17 protein-coding genes are annotated in these 17245 nt (G+C 65.2%); 12 read left to right on the forward strand and 5 right to left on the reverse strand.

Going from position 1 to position 17245, the window contains the following annotated elements; genetic code table 11:
- Positions 1-34: 34 nt before the first annotated feature.
- A complete protein-coding gene (locus tag ACODS1_RS03190; protein ID WP_489084496.1) occupies positions 35-1738 on the forward strand; it encodes an amidase in 1704 nt (567 codons plus the stop codon).
- Positions 1739-2015: 277 nt separating this feature from the next.
- Here the strand turns inward: ACODS1_RS03190 and gspD are convergent, their stop codons facing one another.
- Both gspD and ACODS1_RS03200 read right to left on the reverse strand, forming a co-directional pair.
- Complete coding sequence (gspD, locus tag ACODS1_RS03195) at positions 2016-3959, reverse strand: type II secretion system secretin GspD (protein WP_489084497.1); 1944 nt, start codon at positions 3957-3959, stop codon at positions 2016-2018.
- Positions 3960-3963: 4 nt separating this feature from the next.
- Positions 3964-4596, reverse strand: a complete 633-nt coding sequence (locus ACODS1_RS03200; protein WP_489084498.1) for a type II secretion system protein N — start codon at positions 4594-4596, stop codon at positions 3964-3966.
- 310 nt (positions 4597-4906) lie between these two features.
- Here ACODS1_RS03200 and gspE point away from each other — a divergent pair, with 310 nt between their 5' ends.
- The 9 genes from gspE to ACODS1_RS03245 all read left to right on the forward strand — a co-directional run bounded on the left by gspE (position 4907) and on the right by ACODS1_RS03245 (position 12368).
- Positions 4907-6394: a type II secretion system ATPase GspE gene (gene gspE / locus ACODS1_RS03205; RefSeq protein ID WP_489084499.1), complete on the forward strand. Its 1488-nt coding sequence runs from the start codon at positions 4907-4909 to the stop codon at positions 6392-6394.
- A complete protein-coding gene (gene xcpS, locus ACODS1_RS03210; RefSeq protein ID WP_489084500.1) occupies positions 6395-7612 on the forward strand; it encodes a GspF family T2SS innner membrane protein variant XcpS in 1218 nt (405 codons plus the stop codon).
- A gap of 4 nt (positions 7613-7616) precedes the next feature.
- A complete protein-coding gene (gene gspG / locus ACODS1_RS03215; protein WP_489084501.1) occupies positions 7617-8045 on the forward strand; it encodes a type II secretion system major pseudopilin GspG in 429 nt (142 codons plus the stop codon).
- A 98-nt stretch (positions 8046-8143) separates the two neighbouring features.
- Complete coding sequence (gene gspH, locus ACODS1_RS03220) at positions 8144-8653, forward strand: type II secretion system minor pseudopilin GspH (RefSeq protein WP_489084502.1); 510 nt, start codon at positions 8144-8146, stop codon at positions 8651-8653.
- A complete protein-coding gene (gspI, locus tag ACODS1_RS03225) occupies positions 8650-9036 on the forward strand; it encodes a type II secretion system minor pseudopilin GspI (protein WP_489084503.1) in 387 nt (128 codons plus the stop codon). Before gspH ends, gspI begins: the two co-directional genes overlap by 4 nt.
- 56 nt (positions 9037-9092) lie before the next feature.
- Entirely contained in the window at positions 9093-9734 is a 642-nt protein-coding gene (gspJ, locus tag ACODS1_RS03230; RefSeq protein ID WP_489084504.1) for a type II secretion system minor pseudopilin GspJ, read from the forward strand.
- Positions 9731-10705 (forward strand): type II secretion system minor pseudopilin GspK, encoded by a 975-nt coding sequence (gspK, locus tag ACODS1_RS03235; RefSeq protein WP_489084505.1) that lies wholly within the window; start codon positions 9731-9733, stop codon positions 10703-10705. The genes gspJ and gspK overlap by 4 nt, the downstream gene beginning before the upstream one ends.
- Positions 10702-11841, forward strand: coding sequence for a type II secretion system protein GspL (gspL, locus tag ACODS1_RS03240; RefSeq protein ID WP_489084506.1), 1140 nt, complete (start codon positions 10702-10704; stop codon positions 11839-11841). The genes gspK and gspL overlap by 4 nt, the downstream gene beginning before the upstream one ends.
- A 2-nt stretch (positions 11842-11843) precedes the next feature.
- A complete protein-coding gene (locus ACODS1_RS03245; protein ID WP_489084507.1) occupies positions 11844-12368 on the forward strand; it encodes a type II secretion system protein M in 525 nt (174 codons plus the stop codon).
- Positions 12369-12516: 148 nt separating this feature from the next.
- On the opposite strand, the gene ACODS1_RS03250 is transcribed toward ACODS1_RS03245, so the two are convergent.
- The 3 genes from ACODS1_RS03250 to ACODS1_RS03260 form a co-directional block, all read right to left on the reverse strand.
- Positions 12517-13011 (reverse strand): SprT family zinc-dependent metalloprotease, encoded by a 495-nt coding sequence (locus ACODS1_RS03250; RefSeq protein WP_322980658.1) that lies wholly within the window; start codon positions 13009-13011, stop codon positions 12517-12519.
- Positions 13012-13141: 130 nt separating this feature from the next.
- Complete coding sequence (locus tag ACODS1_RS03255; protein ID WP_322980657.1) at positions 13142-13741, reverse strand: Yip1 family protein; 600 nt, start codon at positions 13739-13741, stop codon at positions 13142-13144.
- Between the two features lie 165 nt (positions 13742-13906).
- The gene (locus tag ACODS1_RS03260; RefSeq protein ID WP_489084508.1) at positions 13907-14500 is read right to left on the reverse strand and encodes a DNA-J related domain-containing protein; all 594 of its coding nucleotides are present in this window, start codon (positions 14498-14500) and stop codon (positions 13907-13909) included.
- A 100-nt stretch (positions 14501-14600) separates the two neighbouring features.
- On the opposite strand from ACODS1_RS03260, the gene ttcA reads away from it, so the two are divergent.
- Together ttcA and ACODS1_RS03270 are read left to right on the forward strand one after the other, a co-directional pair.
- Positions 14601-15425, forward strand: a complete 825-nt coding sequence (ttcA, locus tag ACODS1_RS03265) for a tRNA 2-thiocytidine(32) synthetase TtcA (protein WP_106736268.1) — start codon at positions 14601-14603, stop codon at positions 15423-15425.
- Positions 15426-15989: 564 nt separating this feature from the next.
- Positions 15990-17048: a 3-deoxy-7-phosphoheptulonate synthase gene (locus tag ACODS1_RS03270; RefSeq protein WP_489084509.1), complete on the forward strand. Its 1059-nt coding sequence runs from the start codon at positions 15990-15992 to the stop codon at positions 17046-17048.
- Positions 17049-17245: the final 197 nt, after the last annotated feature.

The raw sequence follows: 17245 nt of genomic DNA on the forward strand, positions 1-17245 counted from the left end.
TTCAGGCGGTCTTCCCTCTGCGAGTGATGACACCATGATCGAGGTAACCGAAGTTTCCATTGCCGAGCTGCGTGCCGCGCTGGAGTCTGGCCGCACCACGGCGGTCGAGCTGGTCAAGGCCTATTTGGCGCGCATCGAGGCCTATGACGGGCCGAATACGCCGACCCAGCTCAACGCGGTGGTGGTGCATAACCCCGATGCGCTCAAGGAAGCCGAGGCTTCCGATGCGCGCCGTGCCCGTGGCGAGACGCTGAGCCCGCTCGATGGCATTCCCTACACGGCCAAGGACAGCTACCTGGTCAAGGGATTGACGGCGGCCTCCGGCAGCCCGGCGTTCAAGGATCTGGTGGCGCAGCGTGACGCCTTCACCATCGAACGCCTGCGCGCGGCCGGGGCCATCTGCCTGGGCAAGACCAACATGCCGCCGATGGCCAATGGCGGTATGCAGCGTGGCATCTATGGTCGCGCCGAAAGCCCCTACAACGCCGACTACCTGACCGCGCCCTTCGCTTCGGGCTCGTCCAACGGTGCCGGCACGGCGACCGCCGCCAGCTTCTGTGCCTTCGGCCTGGCCGAAGAAACCTGGTCGAGCGGGCGTGGCCCAGCCTCGAATAACGGGCTGTGCGCCTATACGCCGTCGCGCGGGGTGATCTCGGTGCGTGGCAACTGGCCGCTGACGCCGACCATGGATGTGGTGGTGCCCTACGCCCGCAGCATGGCCGACCTGCTGGAAGTGCTCGATGTGGTGGTGGCCGAGGATGCAGACACGCGTGGCGACCTGTGGCGCCTGCAGCCCTGGGTGCCGATCCCGCGCCCGTCCGATGTACGCCCTGAATCCTACCTGGCACTGGCGGCCAAGGCCGATGCTCTGGCCGGCAAGCGCCTGGGTGTGCCGCGCATGTTCATCAACAAGGACGAGTTGGCCGGCACCAGCGAGTCGCCCGGTATTGGCGGCCCGACCGGCCAGCGCATTCATACCCGGCCGAGCGTGATCGCCTTGTGGGAAGCTGCGCGCCAGGCTCTGGAAGCGGCCGGCGCCGAGATGGTGGAAGTGGACTTCCCGCTGGTTTCCAACTGCGAAGGCGACCGTCCTGGAGCGCCGACCGTGTTCAATCGCGGCATCGTTACGCCGGAGTTCCTGCATGACGAGCTGTGGGAGCTTTCCGGCTGGGCCTTCGACGATTTCCTGCGGGCCAATGGTGATCCCAAGCTCAATCGCCTGGCCGATGTGGATGGCCCGCAGATCTTCCCGCACGACCCCGGCACGCTGCCGAACCGCGAGGGCGATCTGGCGGCGGGCATGGACGAGTACGTCAACATGGCCAAGCGCGGCATCAAACCTTGGGATCAGATCGCCACGCTGCCTGATGGCCTGCGAGGCCTGGAACACACGCGCAGGATCGATCTGGAGGACTGGATGGATCAGCTCGGGCTGGACGCGGTGCTGTTCCCCACCGTGGCCGATGTCGGCCCGGCGGATGCCGATGTGAACCCGGCCTCTGCGGATATCGCCTGGAGCAACGGGGTGTGGGTGGCCAACGGTAACCTGGCGATCCGCCACCTCGGCGTGCCGACCGTCACCGTGCCGATGGGCGTGATGGCTGATATCGGCATGCCGGTGGGGCTGACCTTCGCCGGTCGTGCCTACGATGACTCGACGCTGCTGCAACTGGCCTCGGCCTACGAGTCGACCGGCAGTAAACGCCTGGTACCGCCGCGTACGCCGCCGTTGGCGTGATTCGGATCGCTCGGGGAGTCGCCGCGAAAGCGCCTCCCACGGCGCGAAGCTCTCCACGACTCCGTACGTAGGGCGGGTGCAACCCGCCATTGCCCTTGTGGCGGGGTGCACCCGCCCTACGAGTCCTGAGTGACTCGCGCAAATCCACTGCCGGTGCGCCCTGGCCGTCTGCGCTGCGACCGTTGCTGAAAATGTATTGCTTGCCTGGCAGTAGGTAGGGCGGGTGCAACCCGGTATTGCCCTTGTGGCGGGTTACACCCGCCCTACGAACCCTGAATTACTCGCGCAAATCCACTGCCGGTGCGCCCTGGCCGTCGAACAGCTGCGCCGGTTGGCGCGGCAGGATGCTCGGGCGGCCGTCTGCGCTGCCACCGTTACCGAGAATGCGGATGTCGCCGTATTTCTTGCCGGACAGCGCCGCCAGACCAGCCCCATCACGAACGATGGTGGGGCGCAGGAAGACCATCAGGTTGCGCTTGATGTGCGACTCGCGGGTGGAGCGGAACAGCCCGCCGATCAAGGGCATGTCGCCCAGCAGCGGCACCTTGGAAACGGATTCGGTGATGTCGTCCTGAATCAGCCCGCCGAGCACGATGACCTGGCCGTCGTCGGCGAGGATGGTGCTCTTGATCGAGCGCTTGTTGGTCACCAGATCGACTGCCTGCGCGTTGAGGCCGGTGCTGGGGGCGATGGAGGAGATTTCCTGCTCGATCTCCAGGCGCAGGGTGGCGCCTTCGTTGATATGCGGGGTGACCTTGAGGGTGACGCCGATGTCCTTGCGCTCGATGGTGGTGAAGGGGTTGCTCGAACCTGCTGCATCGGTGGTGTAGGAGCCGGTCTGGAAGGGCACGTTCTGCCCGACGAGGATTTCCGCCTTCTGATTGTCCAGGGTGAGCAGGCTCGGCGTGGACAGCAGGTTGCTCTTGCTGTTGGCCGACAGGGCAGTGATCAGCGCGCCGAAGCGATCACTGCCAACACCGATGATGGCGCCGTCGGGCAGGGTGGTGCCGTCTGGAATGTCGCCATCCTGCAGGATCTGCAGCACGGTGCCGACCGACAGGCCGGTACCGGCGAAGTTGACGCCGCCCAGGCCACCACTTTTTCCGCGACCGTCGACCGCCCACTGCACACCAAGGGCGTCGGTGATGTCGCCGGAGATTTCGACGATGGCTGCTTCCACCATCACCTGAGCGCGCGGCACATCGAGTTGGCGCACGATGTCTTCGAGGGTCGCCACCACGTCGGGTTCGGCCAGCAACACCAGGGCGTTGAGGCTCTCGTCGGCACGGATGAGGATGTTCGACGGCTTGCCGGTGGTTTCACCGGTCTGTTGGTTCTTCAGCCCGTCGGTGAGTTCGCCGAGGGTTTCGGCCAGGGCTTTGGCGTCGTTGTGGCGCAGGCGGATGACGCGGGTATTGGTCGAGCGGCTGCTGGGGCTGTCCAGCGAGCGGGCGAGGTCGGCCAGCTTGGCGCGGGCTTCCGGCGGGCCGAGGAGGATCAGGCGGTTGGTGCGCGCATCGGCCACCACCTGGGTGGCGCTGGTGCCCTTGGCCTGGCCACGGGCGATGGCGGTGTTGAGGACTTCGGCAGCGTCCATCACCCAGGCGTGTTGCAGGGTGACCACGCTGAAATCCTGCGCGCCGCTGCGGTCGAGCTGGCGCATCAGGTCTTCGATACGGGCGATGTTGGCGCTGCGGTCGCTGATGATCAGGGCATTGGCCGAGGTGACGGCGGCCAGATGGCCGTACTGCGGAATCAAGGGCCGAATCAGCGGAATCAGTTCGGACACCGGCACCTGCTGCACCTGGATCAGGCGGGTTTCCAGGCGATCCGGCGCAGGGCGGCTGTTGTCGGCTTCGGCCTTGGCCTCGGCATTGGGCACGATGCGCGCCTGGTCGCCCTGGGTGATCACGCTGAACCCGTGGGTCGCCATCACCGAGAGAAACAGCTGGTAGACCTCGGATAGCCCTAGCGGTGAGCTGGAGACCACGTTGACCTGGCCCTTGACGCGCGGGTCGACGACGAAGGTCTGCCCGGTGATGGACGCGACCTGGTCGATGAATTCGCGGATGTCCGCGCCCTTGAGGTTGATGGTCCAGCTTTCGTCCTGCTGGTTGGCGCTGCCCGCTACCGCGGTGATTTCGGCGTGCAGCGGCAGCGAGGCGCTGGCGAGGCTGGCAAGAAGCAGGGTGCAGGTCAGGTGGCTACGGAGAACGTGCATCGGTTCAGTCACTTTCCTGGGGCTGATCGGTGGGGGTATCCGGCTCCGGTTCGCCGGTGGCTTGCATGTGTTCGCGTAGCGTCTGCATGCGCTGGCGCAGGTCTTCGACGTTGTCCTGCTGCAATTGGTCGAGCTGGTCGAGGGCGTCTTCGGTAGGCGCTGCGGGCGGTGCGTAAGCGCTGTACTGGCCACTGTTGGCGCGGGGGAAGGCGAGGCTTTCACGGCGACCGTTACGCAGCAGCTCGACGCGATCCGCATACACCGCGTCGAGGCGTACACCGGGGGCGACTTCGCTGCCGACGGCATAGCGTTGCGCAGGCTCGCCCTGGCGCTGGATCAGCGCGCTGGAGCGTTTTGCATCGCTGTGCACGAAGCTGCCGAGCAACGTCAGTTGCAGGTTGGTGGCTGGTGCAGGGCCAGTGTCGCCGCGCGACGGGCTGCCGAACAGTTGGGCGATCAGCGCCTGGTTGGCGGGTGTTAGGTTCGTCGCACCCTCGGTGTGCTGCTCTGGCAGCGGGCCACGCACCAGGCGCAGCAGATCGGCGCTCTGCCAGGCGAGCGCGAGGCACAGGGCGATCAGCAGCACACTGCCGATCAGACCCGGGGCTTTTTCCTTGAGGTGCAGGGGAAGGGCCAAATGCATCACTCCGAAGACATTGCTCTAATTCTTTTTCTTATCGGCGGGGTGTCGCGGGGCGATCATAGCAGCCCGTGCGCAGTTCGCAGCGGAAAAATAGGATGGGTGTACCACACCGGGCAATGTGCTAAAGATAGCCGCCATAATCATTCTAAAAAGACCTTTCTTGCCGGTGTGGTGGTTGTGCGTACCAGGGGAACCGATAGCCAACCTCGGACTCTCTTGAGCGCTGACACCCTGTTTCACAGGTATCGGTAGCCGCGTGCGGCTGGGTTATTCAAGACCAAGGTCCCGGTTCAAGGTTCGCTGCATGAATGCTTCTGCGCTCGATAATGTGCTCCGTCGCCTGCCTTTCAGCTTCGCCAAGCGCCACGGTGTGGCCTTCGTCATGCACGAGGGGCAGCTATGCCTGGCCCATCGCGCCGATTGCGAGCTGGTGGCCCTGGCCGAGGCGCAGCGTTTTGCCGGGCGCAGCCTGCCGTTGCAGGCGCTGGACGCCGCTGCCTTCGCTCAGGTGCTGGGCGCGGCCTATCAACATGACTCCGCTTCCATGCAATTGGCCGAGGACATCGGTGGCAGCCTCGACCTGGCCTCGCTGGCCGAGCAGGTGCCGGAAACCGAAGACCTGCTGGAGCAGGAAGACGACGCGCCGATCATCCGTCTGATCAACGCCATCCTCGGCGAAGCGATCAAGGAAAACGCTTCCGACATCCACCTGGAAACCTTCGAGAAACGCCTGGTGGTGCGCTTTCGTGTGGATGGCATCCTGCGCGAGGTGCTCGAACCCAAGCGCGAGCTGGCCGCGCTGCTGGTCTCGCGGGTCAAGGTCATGGCGCGCCTGGACATCGCCGAGAAGCGCGTGCCGCAGGATGGGCGCATCTCGCTCAAGGTGGGCGGGCGCGAGGTGGACATTCGCGTGTCCACCTTGCCCTCGGCCAACGGCGAGCGGGTGGTGCTGCGCCTGCTCGACAAGCAGGCCGGACGCCTGTCATTGCAGCATCTGGGCATGCGCGGCGAGGATCGCGCGCTGATGGAAGAAACCGTGCGCAAGCCACACGGCATCCTGCTGGTCACCGGGCCCACCGGTTCGGGCAAGACCACCACTTTGTACGCCAGTCTGGTCAGCCTCAACGACCACACGCGCAACATCCTCACCGTCGAAGACCCCATCGAATATCACCTCGAAGGCATTGGCCAGACCCAGGTCAACACCAAGGTGGACATGACCTTCGCCCGTGGCCTGCGCGCCATCCTGCGTCAGGATCCGGATGTGGTGATGGTCGGCGAGATCCGTGACAAGGAAACCGCCGAAATCGCCGTGCAGGCCTCGCTCACCGGCCACCTGGTGCTGTCGACGTTGCACACCAACAGCGCCATTGGCGCCATTACTCGATTGGTGGATATGGGCGTGGAGCCCTTTCTGCTGTCGTCCTCCTTGCTAGGCGTACTAGCCCAGCGTCTGGTGCGCGTGCTGTGTCCGGCCTGCAAGGAAGCCTACACGGCGGATGCAGCCGAATGCGTGCTGCTCGGCGTACCGGCCAGCCCGGCGCCGACGCTCTACCATGCGCGTGGTTGTGCTCAGTGCCATCAGCAGGGTTACCGCGGGCGCACCGGCATCTACGAGCTGGTGGTGTTCGATGAAACCATGCGCACCCTGGTGCACAGCCGGGCTTCCGAGCAGGACATGACCCGCCACGCCCGCACGTTGGGCCCGAGCATCCGCGACGATGGGCGGCGCAAGGTGCTGGAAGGGGTGACCACGGTAGAAGAAGTGCTGCGCGTGACGCGGGAGGAATAAATGGCGGCCTTTGAATACATCGCCCTGGATGGGCGCGGTCGCCAACACAAGGGTGTGCTGGAAGCCGACAGTGCGCGCCAGGTGCGTCAGCTGTTGCGCGAGCGTCAGTTGGCGCCGCTGGAGGTCAAGGCCACGCGCAGCCGTGAGCAGGGCAGCGGTGGGGCACGCCTTGGGTTTGCCCGTGGCCTGTCGGCACGTGATCTGGCCCTGGTTACCCGCCAGTTGGCGACGCTGATCCAGGCGGCGCTGCCCATCGAGGAGGCGCTGCGTGCGGCTGCCGCGCAATCCACTCACTCGCGTATCCAGGGCATGCTGCTGGCGGTGCGCGCCCGCGTGCTGGAGGGCCACAGCCTGGCGGCCAGCCTCAAGGAATTTCCCGCCGCCTTTCCCGAGCTGTACCGCGCCACGGTGGCAGCGGGTGAGCATGCCGGGCACCTCGGCCCGGTGCTGGAGCAGTTGGCCGATTACACCGAGCAGCGCCAGCAGTCGCGGCAGAAGGTACAGCTTGCACTGCTTTATCCAGTGATCCTGATGTGCGCGTCCCTGCTGATCGTGGGCTTTCTGCTGGGTTATGTGGTGCCGGACGTGGTCAAGGTATTCGTCGACTCCGGACAGACCTTGCCGATGCTGACGCGTGGGCTGATCGCTCTCAGCGACTGGGTCAAGGCTTGGGGCCTGGTCGCATTGGTGGTGCTGGTGCTGGCGGTGATCGCCTTGCGCGCCGCGCTGCGTGACGAGACCTTCCGCCTGCGTTGGCACCGCTTTCTGCTGCGTGTGCCGCTGATCGGCCGGCTGGGTCGCGCCACCGATTGTGCGCGCTTCGCCTCGACCCTGGCCATTCTCACCCGCAGCGGCGTGCCGCTGGTGGAGGCGCTGGCGATTGCCGGCGAGGTGATCGGCAACCGGGTGATCCGTGGCGAAGTACTGGTGGCGGCGCAGAAGGTGCGCGAGGGCGGCAGCCTGACCCGTTCGCTGGAGGCCACCGGGCAGTTTCCGCCGATGATGCTGCACATGATCGCCAGCGGTGAACGCTCCGGCGAGCTGGATCAGATGCTGGCGCGCACGGCGAAGAATCAGGAAAACGACCTGAGCGCACAGATCGCCTTGCTGGTCGGATTGTTCGAGCCGTTCATGCTGGTGTTCATGGGGGCAGTGGTGCTGGTGATCGTGCTGGCCATCCTGCTGCCGATTCTTTCGTTGAACCAAATGGTGGGGTAGTTAGGTGAATAGCAGACAAGCGGGTTTCACCCTGATTGAAATCATGGTGGTGGTGGTGATCCTCGGTATCCTCGCCGCCCTGGTGGTGCCGCAGGTGATGAGCCGGCCGGATCAGGCCAAGGTCACCGCCGCTCAGAACGACATTCGTGCCATCGGTGCGGCGCTGGACATGTACAAGCTCGACAACCACAACTACCCCAGCACCCAGCAGGGCCTGGAGGCGCTGGTGAGCAAGCCGAGCGGCAACCCGCCAGCGAAGAACTGGAACAAGGACGGTTACCTCAAGCGCCTGCCCATCGACCCTTGGGGCAATCCTTATCAATTCCTTGCACCCGGCACCAAGGGCGGTGCCTATGACCTCTATTCGCTCGGCGCCGATGGCAAGCAGGGCGGCAGCGACCTGAACGCCGATATCGGCAACTGGGATCTCTGACAGTCGTGAGGCGCGTGCCGGCGTGTCTGGGTAGGAGCGAGCTCTGCTCGCGAATCCTTTGCTGTAGAAACCGTTCGCGAGCAGAGCTCGCTCCTACAGTGACGGCGCAGTGTGGCTTCACCCTGATCGAGCTGCTGGTGGTGCTGGTCATCCTCGGCTGCCTGATCGGCCTGGCGGTGTTCAGCACCGGTATCGCCGGGCCGGCGCGCGAGCTGCGCAGCGAGGCCGAGCGCCTTAGCGGGCTGATTGGCGTGCTGGCCGATGAAGCGGTACTGGATAACCGCGAATACGGCCTGAGCTTTACCCAGGACGGCTACCGGGTGCTGCGTTACGAGCCGCAACGTGCCGAATGGCAGGTGCTCGATAGCCAGGCACATCGCCTGCCGGCTTGGGCTGAGCTGGTGTTCGAGGTGGAAGGCGAACCGCTGCGTTTGCCGACCGATGCCGAGGCCACGGCGCCGCAACTGCTGATCCTCTCCAGTGGCGAGCTGACGCCCTTTCGCCTGCGCCTGAGCGAGCGTGGCCGTGATGGCTTGCGCCTGCAACTGTCCAGCGACGGCTTCGCACTGCCGCGTGTCGAGCGCCTGGACGCGAGGCGTGCCGGATGAGGTCGGTGCGCGGCTTCACCCTGCTCGAAGTGCTGGTGGCCTTGGCCATCTTCGCCCTGGTCGCCGCCAGCGTGCTGACCGCCAGCGCCCGTAGCGTGCGCGCCGCCAGCCAGCTGGAAGACAAGACCCTGGCCATGTGGGTGGCCGACAACCGCCTGACGGAACTGCAACTGGCTGACACTCCGCCGGCCGATGGTCGCGACCAGGGCCAGGTGGAGTTCGCCGGGCGCCGTTGGGTGTGGCAGAGCGAGATCGAGGCCACCAGCGAGCCGGCCATGCGCCGTGTCACCCTGTGGGTCGCACCTGAGCAACGCGGCGCCAGCGGCGATCTGCGTGAGCGCGCGGTGGTCAGCCTCAGCGGTTTTCTCGGGGCGCTGCAGTGATCCGTCTGTCCGGTAGGAGCGAGCTCTGCTCGCGAAATGGCCGCGATGCAGCGTCATTGCAACGTGGCTTCACCCTGCTCGAGTTGCTGATCGCCATCGCCATCTTCGCCCTGCTGGGCCTGGCCACCTACCGCATGCTCGACAGCGTGCTCAGTGCCGATGCCGTCACCCGTGAGCACGAACGCCAGTTGCGCGAGCTGACCCGCGCCATCTCCGCCTTCGAGCGCGATCTGCGGCAGGTGGCGGTACGCCCCATTCGCGATGGTTTCGGCGATCCGCAGCCGGCTCTGCACAGCGACCTGACCGATGCCACGGCACTGGAGCTGACCCGCGCTGGCTGGCGCAACCCGCTCGGCCAGTCGCGCGCCGAGCTGCAGCGGGTGCGTTGGCAACTGAGCGGCGAGCAATGGCAGCGCCGTTACTGGCGCGTGCTCGACCGTGCCCAGGACAGCCAACCACAGGTGCAGCAAGCACTCGAGGGTGTGACCAGCCTGAGCCTCCGTTATCTGGACAAGGACGGCCAGTGGCAGCCCGATTGGCCACCCAGCAGCGTCAGTGGTGATGCCCAGCTCACCGGCTTGCCGCGTGCCGTGGAATTGCGCCTGCAACATCGCCATTACGGTGAATTGCGCCGGCTGATACGCCTGCCGGATTTGCCACCGGAAACCGCGCCAGCCGATCCGCAGGTGCAGCCATGAGCCGTCAGCGAGGTGTTGCGCTGATCACCGTGCTGCTGGTGGTCGCCGTGGTCACGGTGATGTGCGCCGGGCTGATCGCCCGCCAGCAACTGTCGATCCGCAGCAGCGCCAATCAGCTACACGTCAACCAGGCCTGGCAGTACGCCCTGGGTGGCGAGACCCTGGCCAAGGCGATCCTGCAGCGTGACCTGCGCCAGGGTGATCCGCGCCTGCCAGTGGACCATCTCGGCGAGCCCTGGGCGCAGCCCATGATCTTCCCGCTGGACGAAGGCGGCGAGCTGCGCGTGCGCATCGTCGATCCCAGCGGCCGCTTCAACCTCAACAGCCTGGTGCGTCGCGGTCAGGTCGATACGTTGGCGCTGCAACGCTTTCGTCGTCTGTTGCTGCGCCTGCAGATCGACAAACCCTATGCGGAGCGCCTGGTCGACTGGCTCGATGGCGACAGCGAACCCCGCGGTAGCCTGGGCGCGGAAGACAACCAGTACCTACTGGCCAGCCCGCCTTACCGTACGGCCAACCGGCAGGTCGCCGACGTCTCCGAGCTGCACCTGCTGCTGGAAATGGACGATGCCGATTACCGGCGCCTGTTGCCCTTCGTCAGCGCGCTGCCAAGCGAGGTGCTGCTCAACGCCAACACCGCCAGCGCCGTGGTGCTCTCCAGCCTGGCCGATGGCCTCGACCTCAACACCGCCCAGGCATTGGTCGCCGCGCGCGGGCGCGAGGGCTATGCCAGCACGGCAGCCTTCTCTGCGCAGCCCATGCTGGCCGGACTGGGGACGCAGGTGGCGCAAGGCGTGGCAGTGGGCAGCCAGTATTTCGAGGTGTTCAGCGAGGTCAGCCTTGGCGAGCGTCGTGCGCTGTTGCGCAGCCTGCTGCAGCGCAGCAATGATGGCCAGGTCAGCGTACTGGCCCGTGATCTGGGGCAGGGCGGCGCCATGCCGGCACCGCCCCGCGAGGAACCGCAACGATGAATCGACGATGGATATTTCTGCCGCCCGAGGGCTGCCAGGCGCTGGGGCCTGAGCTACCGGTACGCCTGCTGGCAGGCGATGGCGCACGGACGCTGCCGTTGAACGAGGCGCTGGCTACGCTGGATGGCCCCTGGGAGCTGGTGTTGCCGGTCGAGGCCGTCAGCGCCTGCGCAGTGCAGTTGCCCACTCAGCGTGCGCGCTGGCTGCGTCAGGCGCTGCCGTTCGCAGTAGAGGAACTGCTGGCCGAGGATGTCGAGCAGATGCACCTGGCGCTGGGCGAGGTGCTGGGTGACGGTCGCCACCGTGTTTATGCCATGCGTGCCGCCTGGCTGCGCGAGTGCCTGGCGCTGTTTACCGCCAAGCCGCCGCAGGCGATCCGCATGGACGCCGACCTACTGCCGCGCCAGGGCAGCCAACTGCTCTGGCTGCACGGTCGCTGGCTGCTGGGCGGCGAGGGCATCGCCCGCCTGGCCATGCAGGCTGAGGACTGGCCGCTGCTGGCCTCGCGCTGCCCAATGCCGCACCGGGCAAGTGCCATGTCTGGGCAGGCGCTGCCCGAGCCGGTCGACGAGGCGCAGGTGCTGGAACAGCCTGAGTCCTGGCTGGTGCAGCAGGGTGGCGGCGTGGATCTCGCCCAGGGCGAATTCGCCTTGCGTGAGGTGGGTTCAGGTGGGCGGCGTTGGCAGCCACTGGTCGGTGTCGTCGCGCTGTGCCTGCTGCTGCAATGGGGCTTCAACCTGGCCCAGGGCTGGTATCTGCAGCGCGAGGCCGATGCCTATGCTGAGGCCAGCGCCGCGCTGTACCGCGAACTGTTCCCGCAGGACAGCAAGCTGATCAACCTGCGTGCGCAACTCGATCAGCACCTGGCCGAAGCTACACAGGGCGACAGCCCATTGCTTGGGCTGCTCGGGGATGTGGCGGCTGCCCTGCATGCCGACGGCGCCGCGCAGGTGCAGATCAACCAATTGGACTACAGCGCCACCCGTGGCGACCTGGCGCTGCAGCTGCAGGCGCCGGGTTTCGCCGAGCTCGAACACCTGCGTGAGCGCCTGGAACAGACTGGCCGAGCCGTGCAGATGGGCTCGGCCAGCCGCGAGGCCGACGGCGTCAGTGCGCGCCTGGTGATAGGAGGATGAGCATGACGGCCTGGCGAGTACTCCAACAAAGCGTTTATCTGCACTGGCAGCGCTCGCCCCTGGCGCAGCGCTGGCACACGCTGCCACCGCGTGACCGTCTGGCGCTGCTGGTGCTCGGCGGCTTTCTGCTGCTGGTGCTGGGTTATCTGCTGCTCTGGCAGCCGGCGCAGCGTCAGGCGCAAGCGGCCCGTGCCGCATTCGAGGAGCAGCGTGCGCTGTATGCCTACCTGCAGAGCCGCGCGCCCGAGTTGCGCGGGCGTGACCTGCAACCGCGCAGCAATATCGACCCAGCGCGGCTGCAAGGGGTGGTGACGGCCTCGGCTGCAGAGCAGGGCGTGGTCATCGAACGGATGGATTCCGACGGCGATGGCGCGGTGCAGGTCGGTCTGCAGGCATTACCATTCGAGCAATTGTTGCGCTGGATTCAGAGCCTGGAGGCGCAGGGCGTGAGCGTGCAGGAGGCCGGCCTTGATCGTGGCGAAGACAATCGAGTAGTGGCCCGCCTAGGTTTGCGGGCCGGCAGCTAGCAGGCTGTTGAAAAACTACCTACGTTGCCATTGCTGCGTTTAAAACAGCCTCAAAATGCTCATTTACAACGCGTAAACTGCGCTTTTTCGGCTGTTTTTGCCTTGCACTGGCCGCCTCGCCTACGTTTTTCAACGGCCTGCTAGCCGGTCACGCCAGGCGTTGCTGGCCGGTGAAGTGCAGCGTCGCCTTGCAGCGCCGGCAGTAATAGCGCCTGCCTTTGGCCACCAGGGCGTGGCGCTGGGCGGAGAAGGGAAACTCGCCGTCCGGGCAACTGCAGCGGTAGATGAAGCGGCTGATCTGGCGCCGTTCGACCTCGTAGTTATGGCAGCGATGCGGTGGTAGTTCGTAGACGCCACGCATGATCAGTTGCCATTCCTCGCCATGCGGCTGGATGCATGGGCCGAACAGCTGGTGGGCGACCATATGAGCCACCTCATGTGGCACGGTCTGGCGCAGGAAATCCTCACGGTTGTCGCGATACAGCTGCAGGTTGAAGCGCAGCTTGTTTTCCGTCAGGTGCGCGACACCGGCCTTCTGCCCACGCAGCTTGAAGCTGACTTCGGGGCGAGGGAAACGCTGCTTGAAGAAAGTCTCGGCCAGTTGGTAGCAGGCCTCGACACGGGCGTGGAGCTGTTCGGGCATGATCGCTGTCGGAATATTGCGGTTTGCCGATTATGCCGCAAGCCGCGCAGCGCTTCACCTTGGGCCTCGATCAGGGTTTTGTTAACGAAAAGGCCGTCTGTGAAGACGGCCTTTGCGCATGTTGCGTGAGTCAACTGGTATAAACCGGCCCAACTCCCAGCCCCCAGAGGATCACCGAGCTGGCGATCATCGCCACCAGCACCACCAGTCCTACTGCCAGCACCGAGCTGGAGAACATGAAACCCTCGTCCTCGGGGATGTTCATGAAGGTCGGGATGCCCACATACAGCAGGTACACCGTGTAGCAGATCGCCACCGTACCGATGATCATGCCCAGCCACAGGTGTGGATACAGCGCCGCCAGGCCGCCGATGAACAGCGGGGTGGCGGTGTAAGCAGCGAATACCACGCATTGCGTCAGGTTGGGGTTGGCGTCGTAGGTGCGCGCCATCCAGTGGATGAAGGCGCCCATCACGGCAACGCCGGCCAGCATCGCCAGGTAGGACATGATCGCCATACTCATCGCACTGGCTTCGGTGAGCATGACGGGCGGTCGGTCGCCGATGGCCCAGCCGACCTGTGTGGTACCGATGAAGGCCGAAATGGCCGGGATGGCTGCAAGCAGCAGTACGTGGGTCAGATACATGTGGCTGATGCTTTCTTCCTCGCCACGGATTTCCTGCCACTCCTGATCGGGATGGGTGAAGAGCCCCCAGACGTGATGGATCATGCCAGACACCTCCTCTTGTTATGGCGGTCGCCCCCAGCAGCGCCTGGCGCGCATGACCAGCGCCACCAGGTGCCAAGGCCGAACATCTGCGACCTTGTGTCGCAGTATAGGACGGGTCTGGAGGCCGCGTGTTGCCTGGCTTTAGAGTGAATCGCTCTCTCGGCCTCAGTTGTAATAGCGGCTCAGAATTTCCATGGCCTTGTTGATCGACTGCAGCCGCTGAGTGCTGCCGCCGCGATCCGGGTGATGCAGGCTCACCAGTTGCCGGTAGCGCTGCTTGATGCGCGCCAGGTCGAGCGGGGCGTCGTCGTCCAGTTCGAACAGTTGCAGGGCGGCGAGCTTTTCCTCGCCGCCCTGCATGCGCGTCCAGAAACTGGTCAGCAGGCGCTCGACGTCGCGCTCATCGGTGTCGCTCAGTTGGCTCATGTCCAGGTAGTAATCACGCAGCGCGTCGCGTTCGCTCAGTGCTGCACTGCCGGCCTGATAGGGCAGCAGACGGATGCACAGGGGGCTGATCTCGAGCAGGTGCGTCTGCGCCTGCCAAAGCCGATCACGCAGGCGGTAGAGGGCGTTGAACAGCAGAAAGTGGGTACGAAACAGCACCAGTTTGTCGGTCAGCGGCAGGTTGGGCAGGTGGCCGCTGTGGTGGGTCTTGAGCTGCTGGATCAGGGCGTATTCGGCCAGGCCGTCGGGGGCTGCCTGCAGTAGCTGCAGCACCTGGTCGGCGAGATCCTGGCTGGGGTCGAGGTCGTCATTCATCGGCCGAGCCTATCATTTAGTTGCCAGTGGGGTAGGGGCGCGGCGCCATTGTGCGTAAAATGTCGCGCTTTCGTTCCCACCCCTCGGATTTCGACGCACCATGGGCACCCTCTCGGTCAACCAGAACAAACTGCAGAAGCGCATCCGCCGCCTGGCCGGCGAAGCTATCACCGACTTCAACATGATCGAGGATGGCGACAAGGTGATGGTCTGCCTGTCCGGCGGCAAGGACAGCTACACCATGCTCGACGTGCTGCTGTACCTGCAGAAGGTGGCGCCTATCAAATTCGAGATCGTCGCGGTGAACATGGATCAGAAGCAGCCCGGCTTCCCCGAGCACGTGCTGCCGGCCTACCTCGAATCCATCGGTGTGCAGTACCACATCATCGAGAAGGACACCTACTCGGTGGTCAAGGAGAAGATCCCCGAGGGCAAGACCACCTGCTCGCTGTGCTCGCGTCTGCGTCGTGGCACCCTGTACACCTACGCCGACGAGATCGGCGCGACCAAGATGGCCCTGGGGCACCACCGCGACGACATCCTGGAAACCTTCTTCCTCAACATGTTCTACGGCGGCACGCTCAAGGCCATGCCGCCCAAGCTGCTCTCCGACGACGGCCGCAACGTGGTGATCCGCCCGCTGGCCTACTGCGCCGAGGCCGATATCGAGGCCTACAGCCAGCTCAAGGAATTCCCCATCATCCCGTGCAACCTCTGCGGTTCGCAGGAGAACCTGCAGCGCCAGGTGGTCAAGGAGATGCTGCAGGACTGGGAGCGCAAGAGCCCGGGCCGCGTCGAGATTATGTTCCGCGCGTTGCAGAACGTGCATCCCTCGCAACTGGCGGATCGCAACCTGTTCGACTTCAAGAGCCTGAAGATCGACGACAGCGCCACGCCGCGCTTTCTTGATGTGATGAGCCTGTAGGGTGGATCACGCTTCACCGATCCACCGTGCCGCGGGGTGGTGGATGTAAAAAGCGACATCCACCCTACGCCCCCCCACGATGTGTCTTGCTTTTGGGAGGGGCTTTAGCCGCGACGCTTGCCAGGCCGCAAAGGCCTGGAGTATGTTTCGGCCATCGCTTTGGAGAATTCCATGTCCGCCAGCCTCAACCTCCTGTCCATGCTGCAAGCCGGTGCCTCGCGCGCTGCGTTGGCGCGTGCGCAGTCGCTTGTGGCCGCGGCGTATTACTTCTTTGGGTATTGGTTTAGCCACAGGCGCGCCTGATACCCCACAGGCGGCCTGAGCACCAGGGTCGCCACCAGAGACGTTTTCCAGAAAACCCCCGGTCGGCAACCCGACCGGGGGTTTTGTTTTTTCCGGCCGAAAACGGCCACAAATCGAGGACTCACAGATGAACCGTTATTACCGCAACTACCGCTACGACTGGCGATTTAGCAGCGTCACCACCGCCCTGACACCTTTGCCACGAACACTCAGTTAGCGCCGCCGCGGCATCGACCGCGCCGGCCAAGGAACCGCCAGATCATGAACAGCTCCGCTCAACTCGTCTCTACCGTCACCACCATCACCCGTCGCAGCGCCCAGCCGCTGCCCAGTCCCGCCGTACTGCGCCAGCGCCTGCCGTTATCCGCCGCCCTTGCCGAACGTATCGCCGCTGATCGTGACGCCATTCGCGCCGTGCTCGATGGCGTCGATCCGCGCCTGCTGGTGGTGGTCGGCCCCTGTTCCCTGCATGACCGCGCTTCGGCGCTCGAATACGCCGAACGCCTGGCCGAGCTGGCGCCGCATGTCGATGACCAACTGTTGCTGGTGATGCGCGCCTACATGGAAAAACCGCGCACCACCGTCGGTTGGAAAGGGCTGCTGTACGACCCACACCTGGATGGCAGTGGTGACATGGCTGAAGGGCTGCGCCAGTCGCGACAATTGATGCTGGATATCCTCGAGCGCGGCCTGCCGCTGGCTACCGAGTTGCTGCAGCCGATGGCCGCCGGCTACTTCGACGATCTGCTCGGTTGGGCGGCCATCGGCGCGCGCACCAGCGAGTCGCAGGTGCACCGCGAGATGGTCAGTGGCCTGGATCTGCCGGTCGGTTTCAAGAACGGCACCGATGGCAGCGTCGGCATCGCCTGTGACGCCATGCGCTCGGCGGCGCACCCGCACCAGCACTTCGGTATCGACGACCTCGGCCATCCGGCCCTGCTACACACCGCCGGCAACCCGGACACTCATCTGGTGCTGCGCGGTGGCCACGGCGCGCCGAATCATGATGCGGCAAGCGTCGCCGCTGCACGGGAGGCATTGCAGCGTCAGGGTATCGCCCCACGCATCATGGTCGACTGCAGCCACGCGAACAGTGGCAAGGATCCGCTGCGCCAGCCGGCGGTGCTGGACAGCGTGATCGACCAGCGCCTGGCTGGCGATGACAGCCTGCGCGGGGTGATGCTGGAGAGCCACCTGTTCGACGGCTGCCAGGCGCTGTCCGGCGAGCTGCGTTACGGCGTGTCGATCACCGACGGCTGCCTGGGCTGGAGCGGCACCGAGGCAGCACTGCGCCAGGCCGCCGAGCGTTTGCGCGGGTAGGGTGGGTGCAATCCCGCCGGTTCGAGCTTGGCGGGTTTCACCCGCCCTACGGGCTGTGTTCGGTGAGCTGCGTTACGGTGTGTCGATCACCGACGGCTGCCTGGGCTGGAGCAGCACCGAAGCGGCACTGCGCCACGCCGCTGAGCGTTTGCGCGGGTAGGGCGGGTGCAACCCGCCGGTTCGAGTTTGGCGGGTTT

It is taken from the genome of Pseudomonas sp. FG29, from assembly GCF_057809355.1.

Coding starts and splice junctions, on each gene's coding strand:
- ACODS1_RS03190 (WP_489084496.1), top strand. CDS start 35: ATGATCGAGGTAACCGAAGTTTCCATTGCCGAGCTGCGTGCCGCGCTG.
- gspD (WP_489084497.1), bottom strand. CDS start 3,959: ATGCACGTTCTCCGTAGCCACCTGACCTGCACCCTGCTTCTTGCCAGC.
- gspE (WP_489084499.1), top strand. CDS start 4,907: ATGAATGCTTCTGCGCTCGATAATGTGCTCCGTCGCCTGCCTTTCAGC.
- xcpS (WP_489084500.1), top strand. CDS start 6,395: ATGGCGGCCTTTGAATACATCGCCCTGGATGGGCGCGGTCGCCAACAC.
- gspI (WP_489084503.1), top strand. CDS start 8,650: ATGAGGTCGGTGCGCGGCTTCACCCTGCTCGAAGTGCTGGTGGCCTTG.
- gspK (WP_489084505.1), top strand. CDS start 9,731: ATGAGCCGTCAGCGAGGTGTTGCGCTGATCACCGTGCTGCTGGTGGTC.
- gspL (WP_489084506.1), top strand. CDS start 10,702: ATGAATCGACGATGGATATTTCTGCCGCCCGAGGGCTGCCAGGCGCTG.
- ACODS1_RS03245 (WP_489084507.1), top strand. CDS start 11,844: ATGACGGCCTGGCGAGTACTCCAACAAAGCGTTTATCTGCACTGGCAG.
- ACODS1_RS03250 (WP_322980658.1), bottom strand. CDS start 13,011: ATGCCCGAACAGCTCCACGCCCGTGTCGAGGCCTGCTACCAACTGGCC.
- ACODS1_RS03255 (WP_322980657.1), bottom strand. CDS start 13,741: ATGATCCATCACGTCTGGGGGCTCTTCACCCATCCCGATCAGGAGTGG.
- ACODS1_RS03260 (WP_489084508.1), bottom strand. CDS start 14,500: ATGAATGACGACCTCGACCCCAGCCAGGATCTCGCCGACCAGGTGCTG.
- ttcA (WP_106736268.1), top strand. CDS start 14,601: ATGGGCACCCTCTCGGTCAACCAGAACAAACTGCAGAAGCGCATCCGC.
- ACODS1_RS03270 (WP_489084509.1), top strand. CDS start 15,990: ATGAACAGCTCCGCTCAACTCGTCTCTACCGTCACCACCATCACCCGT.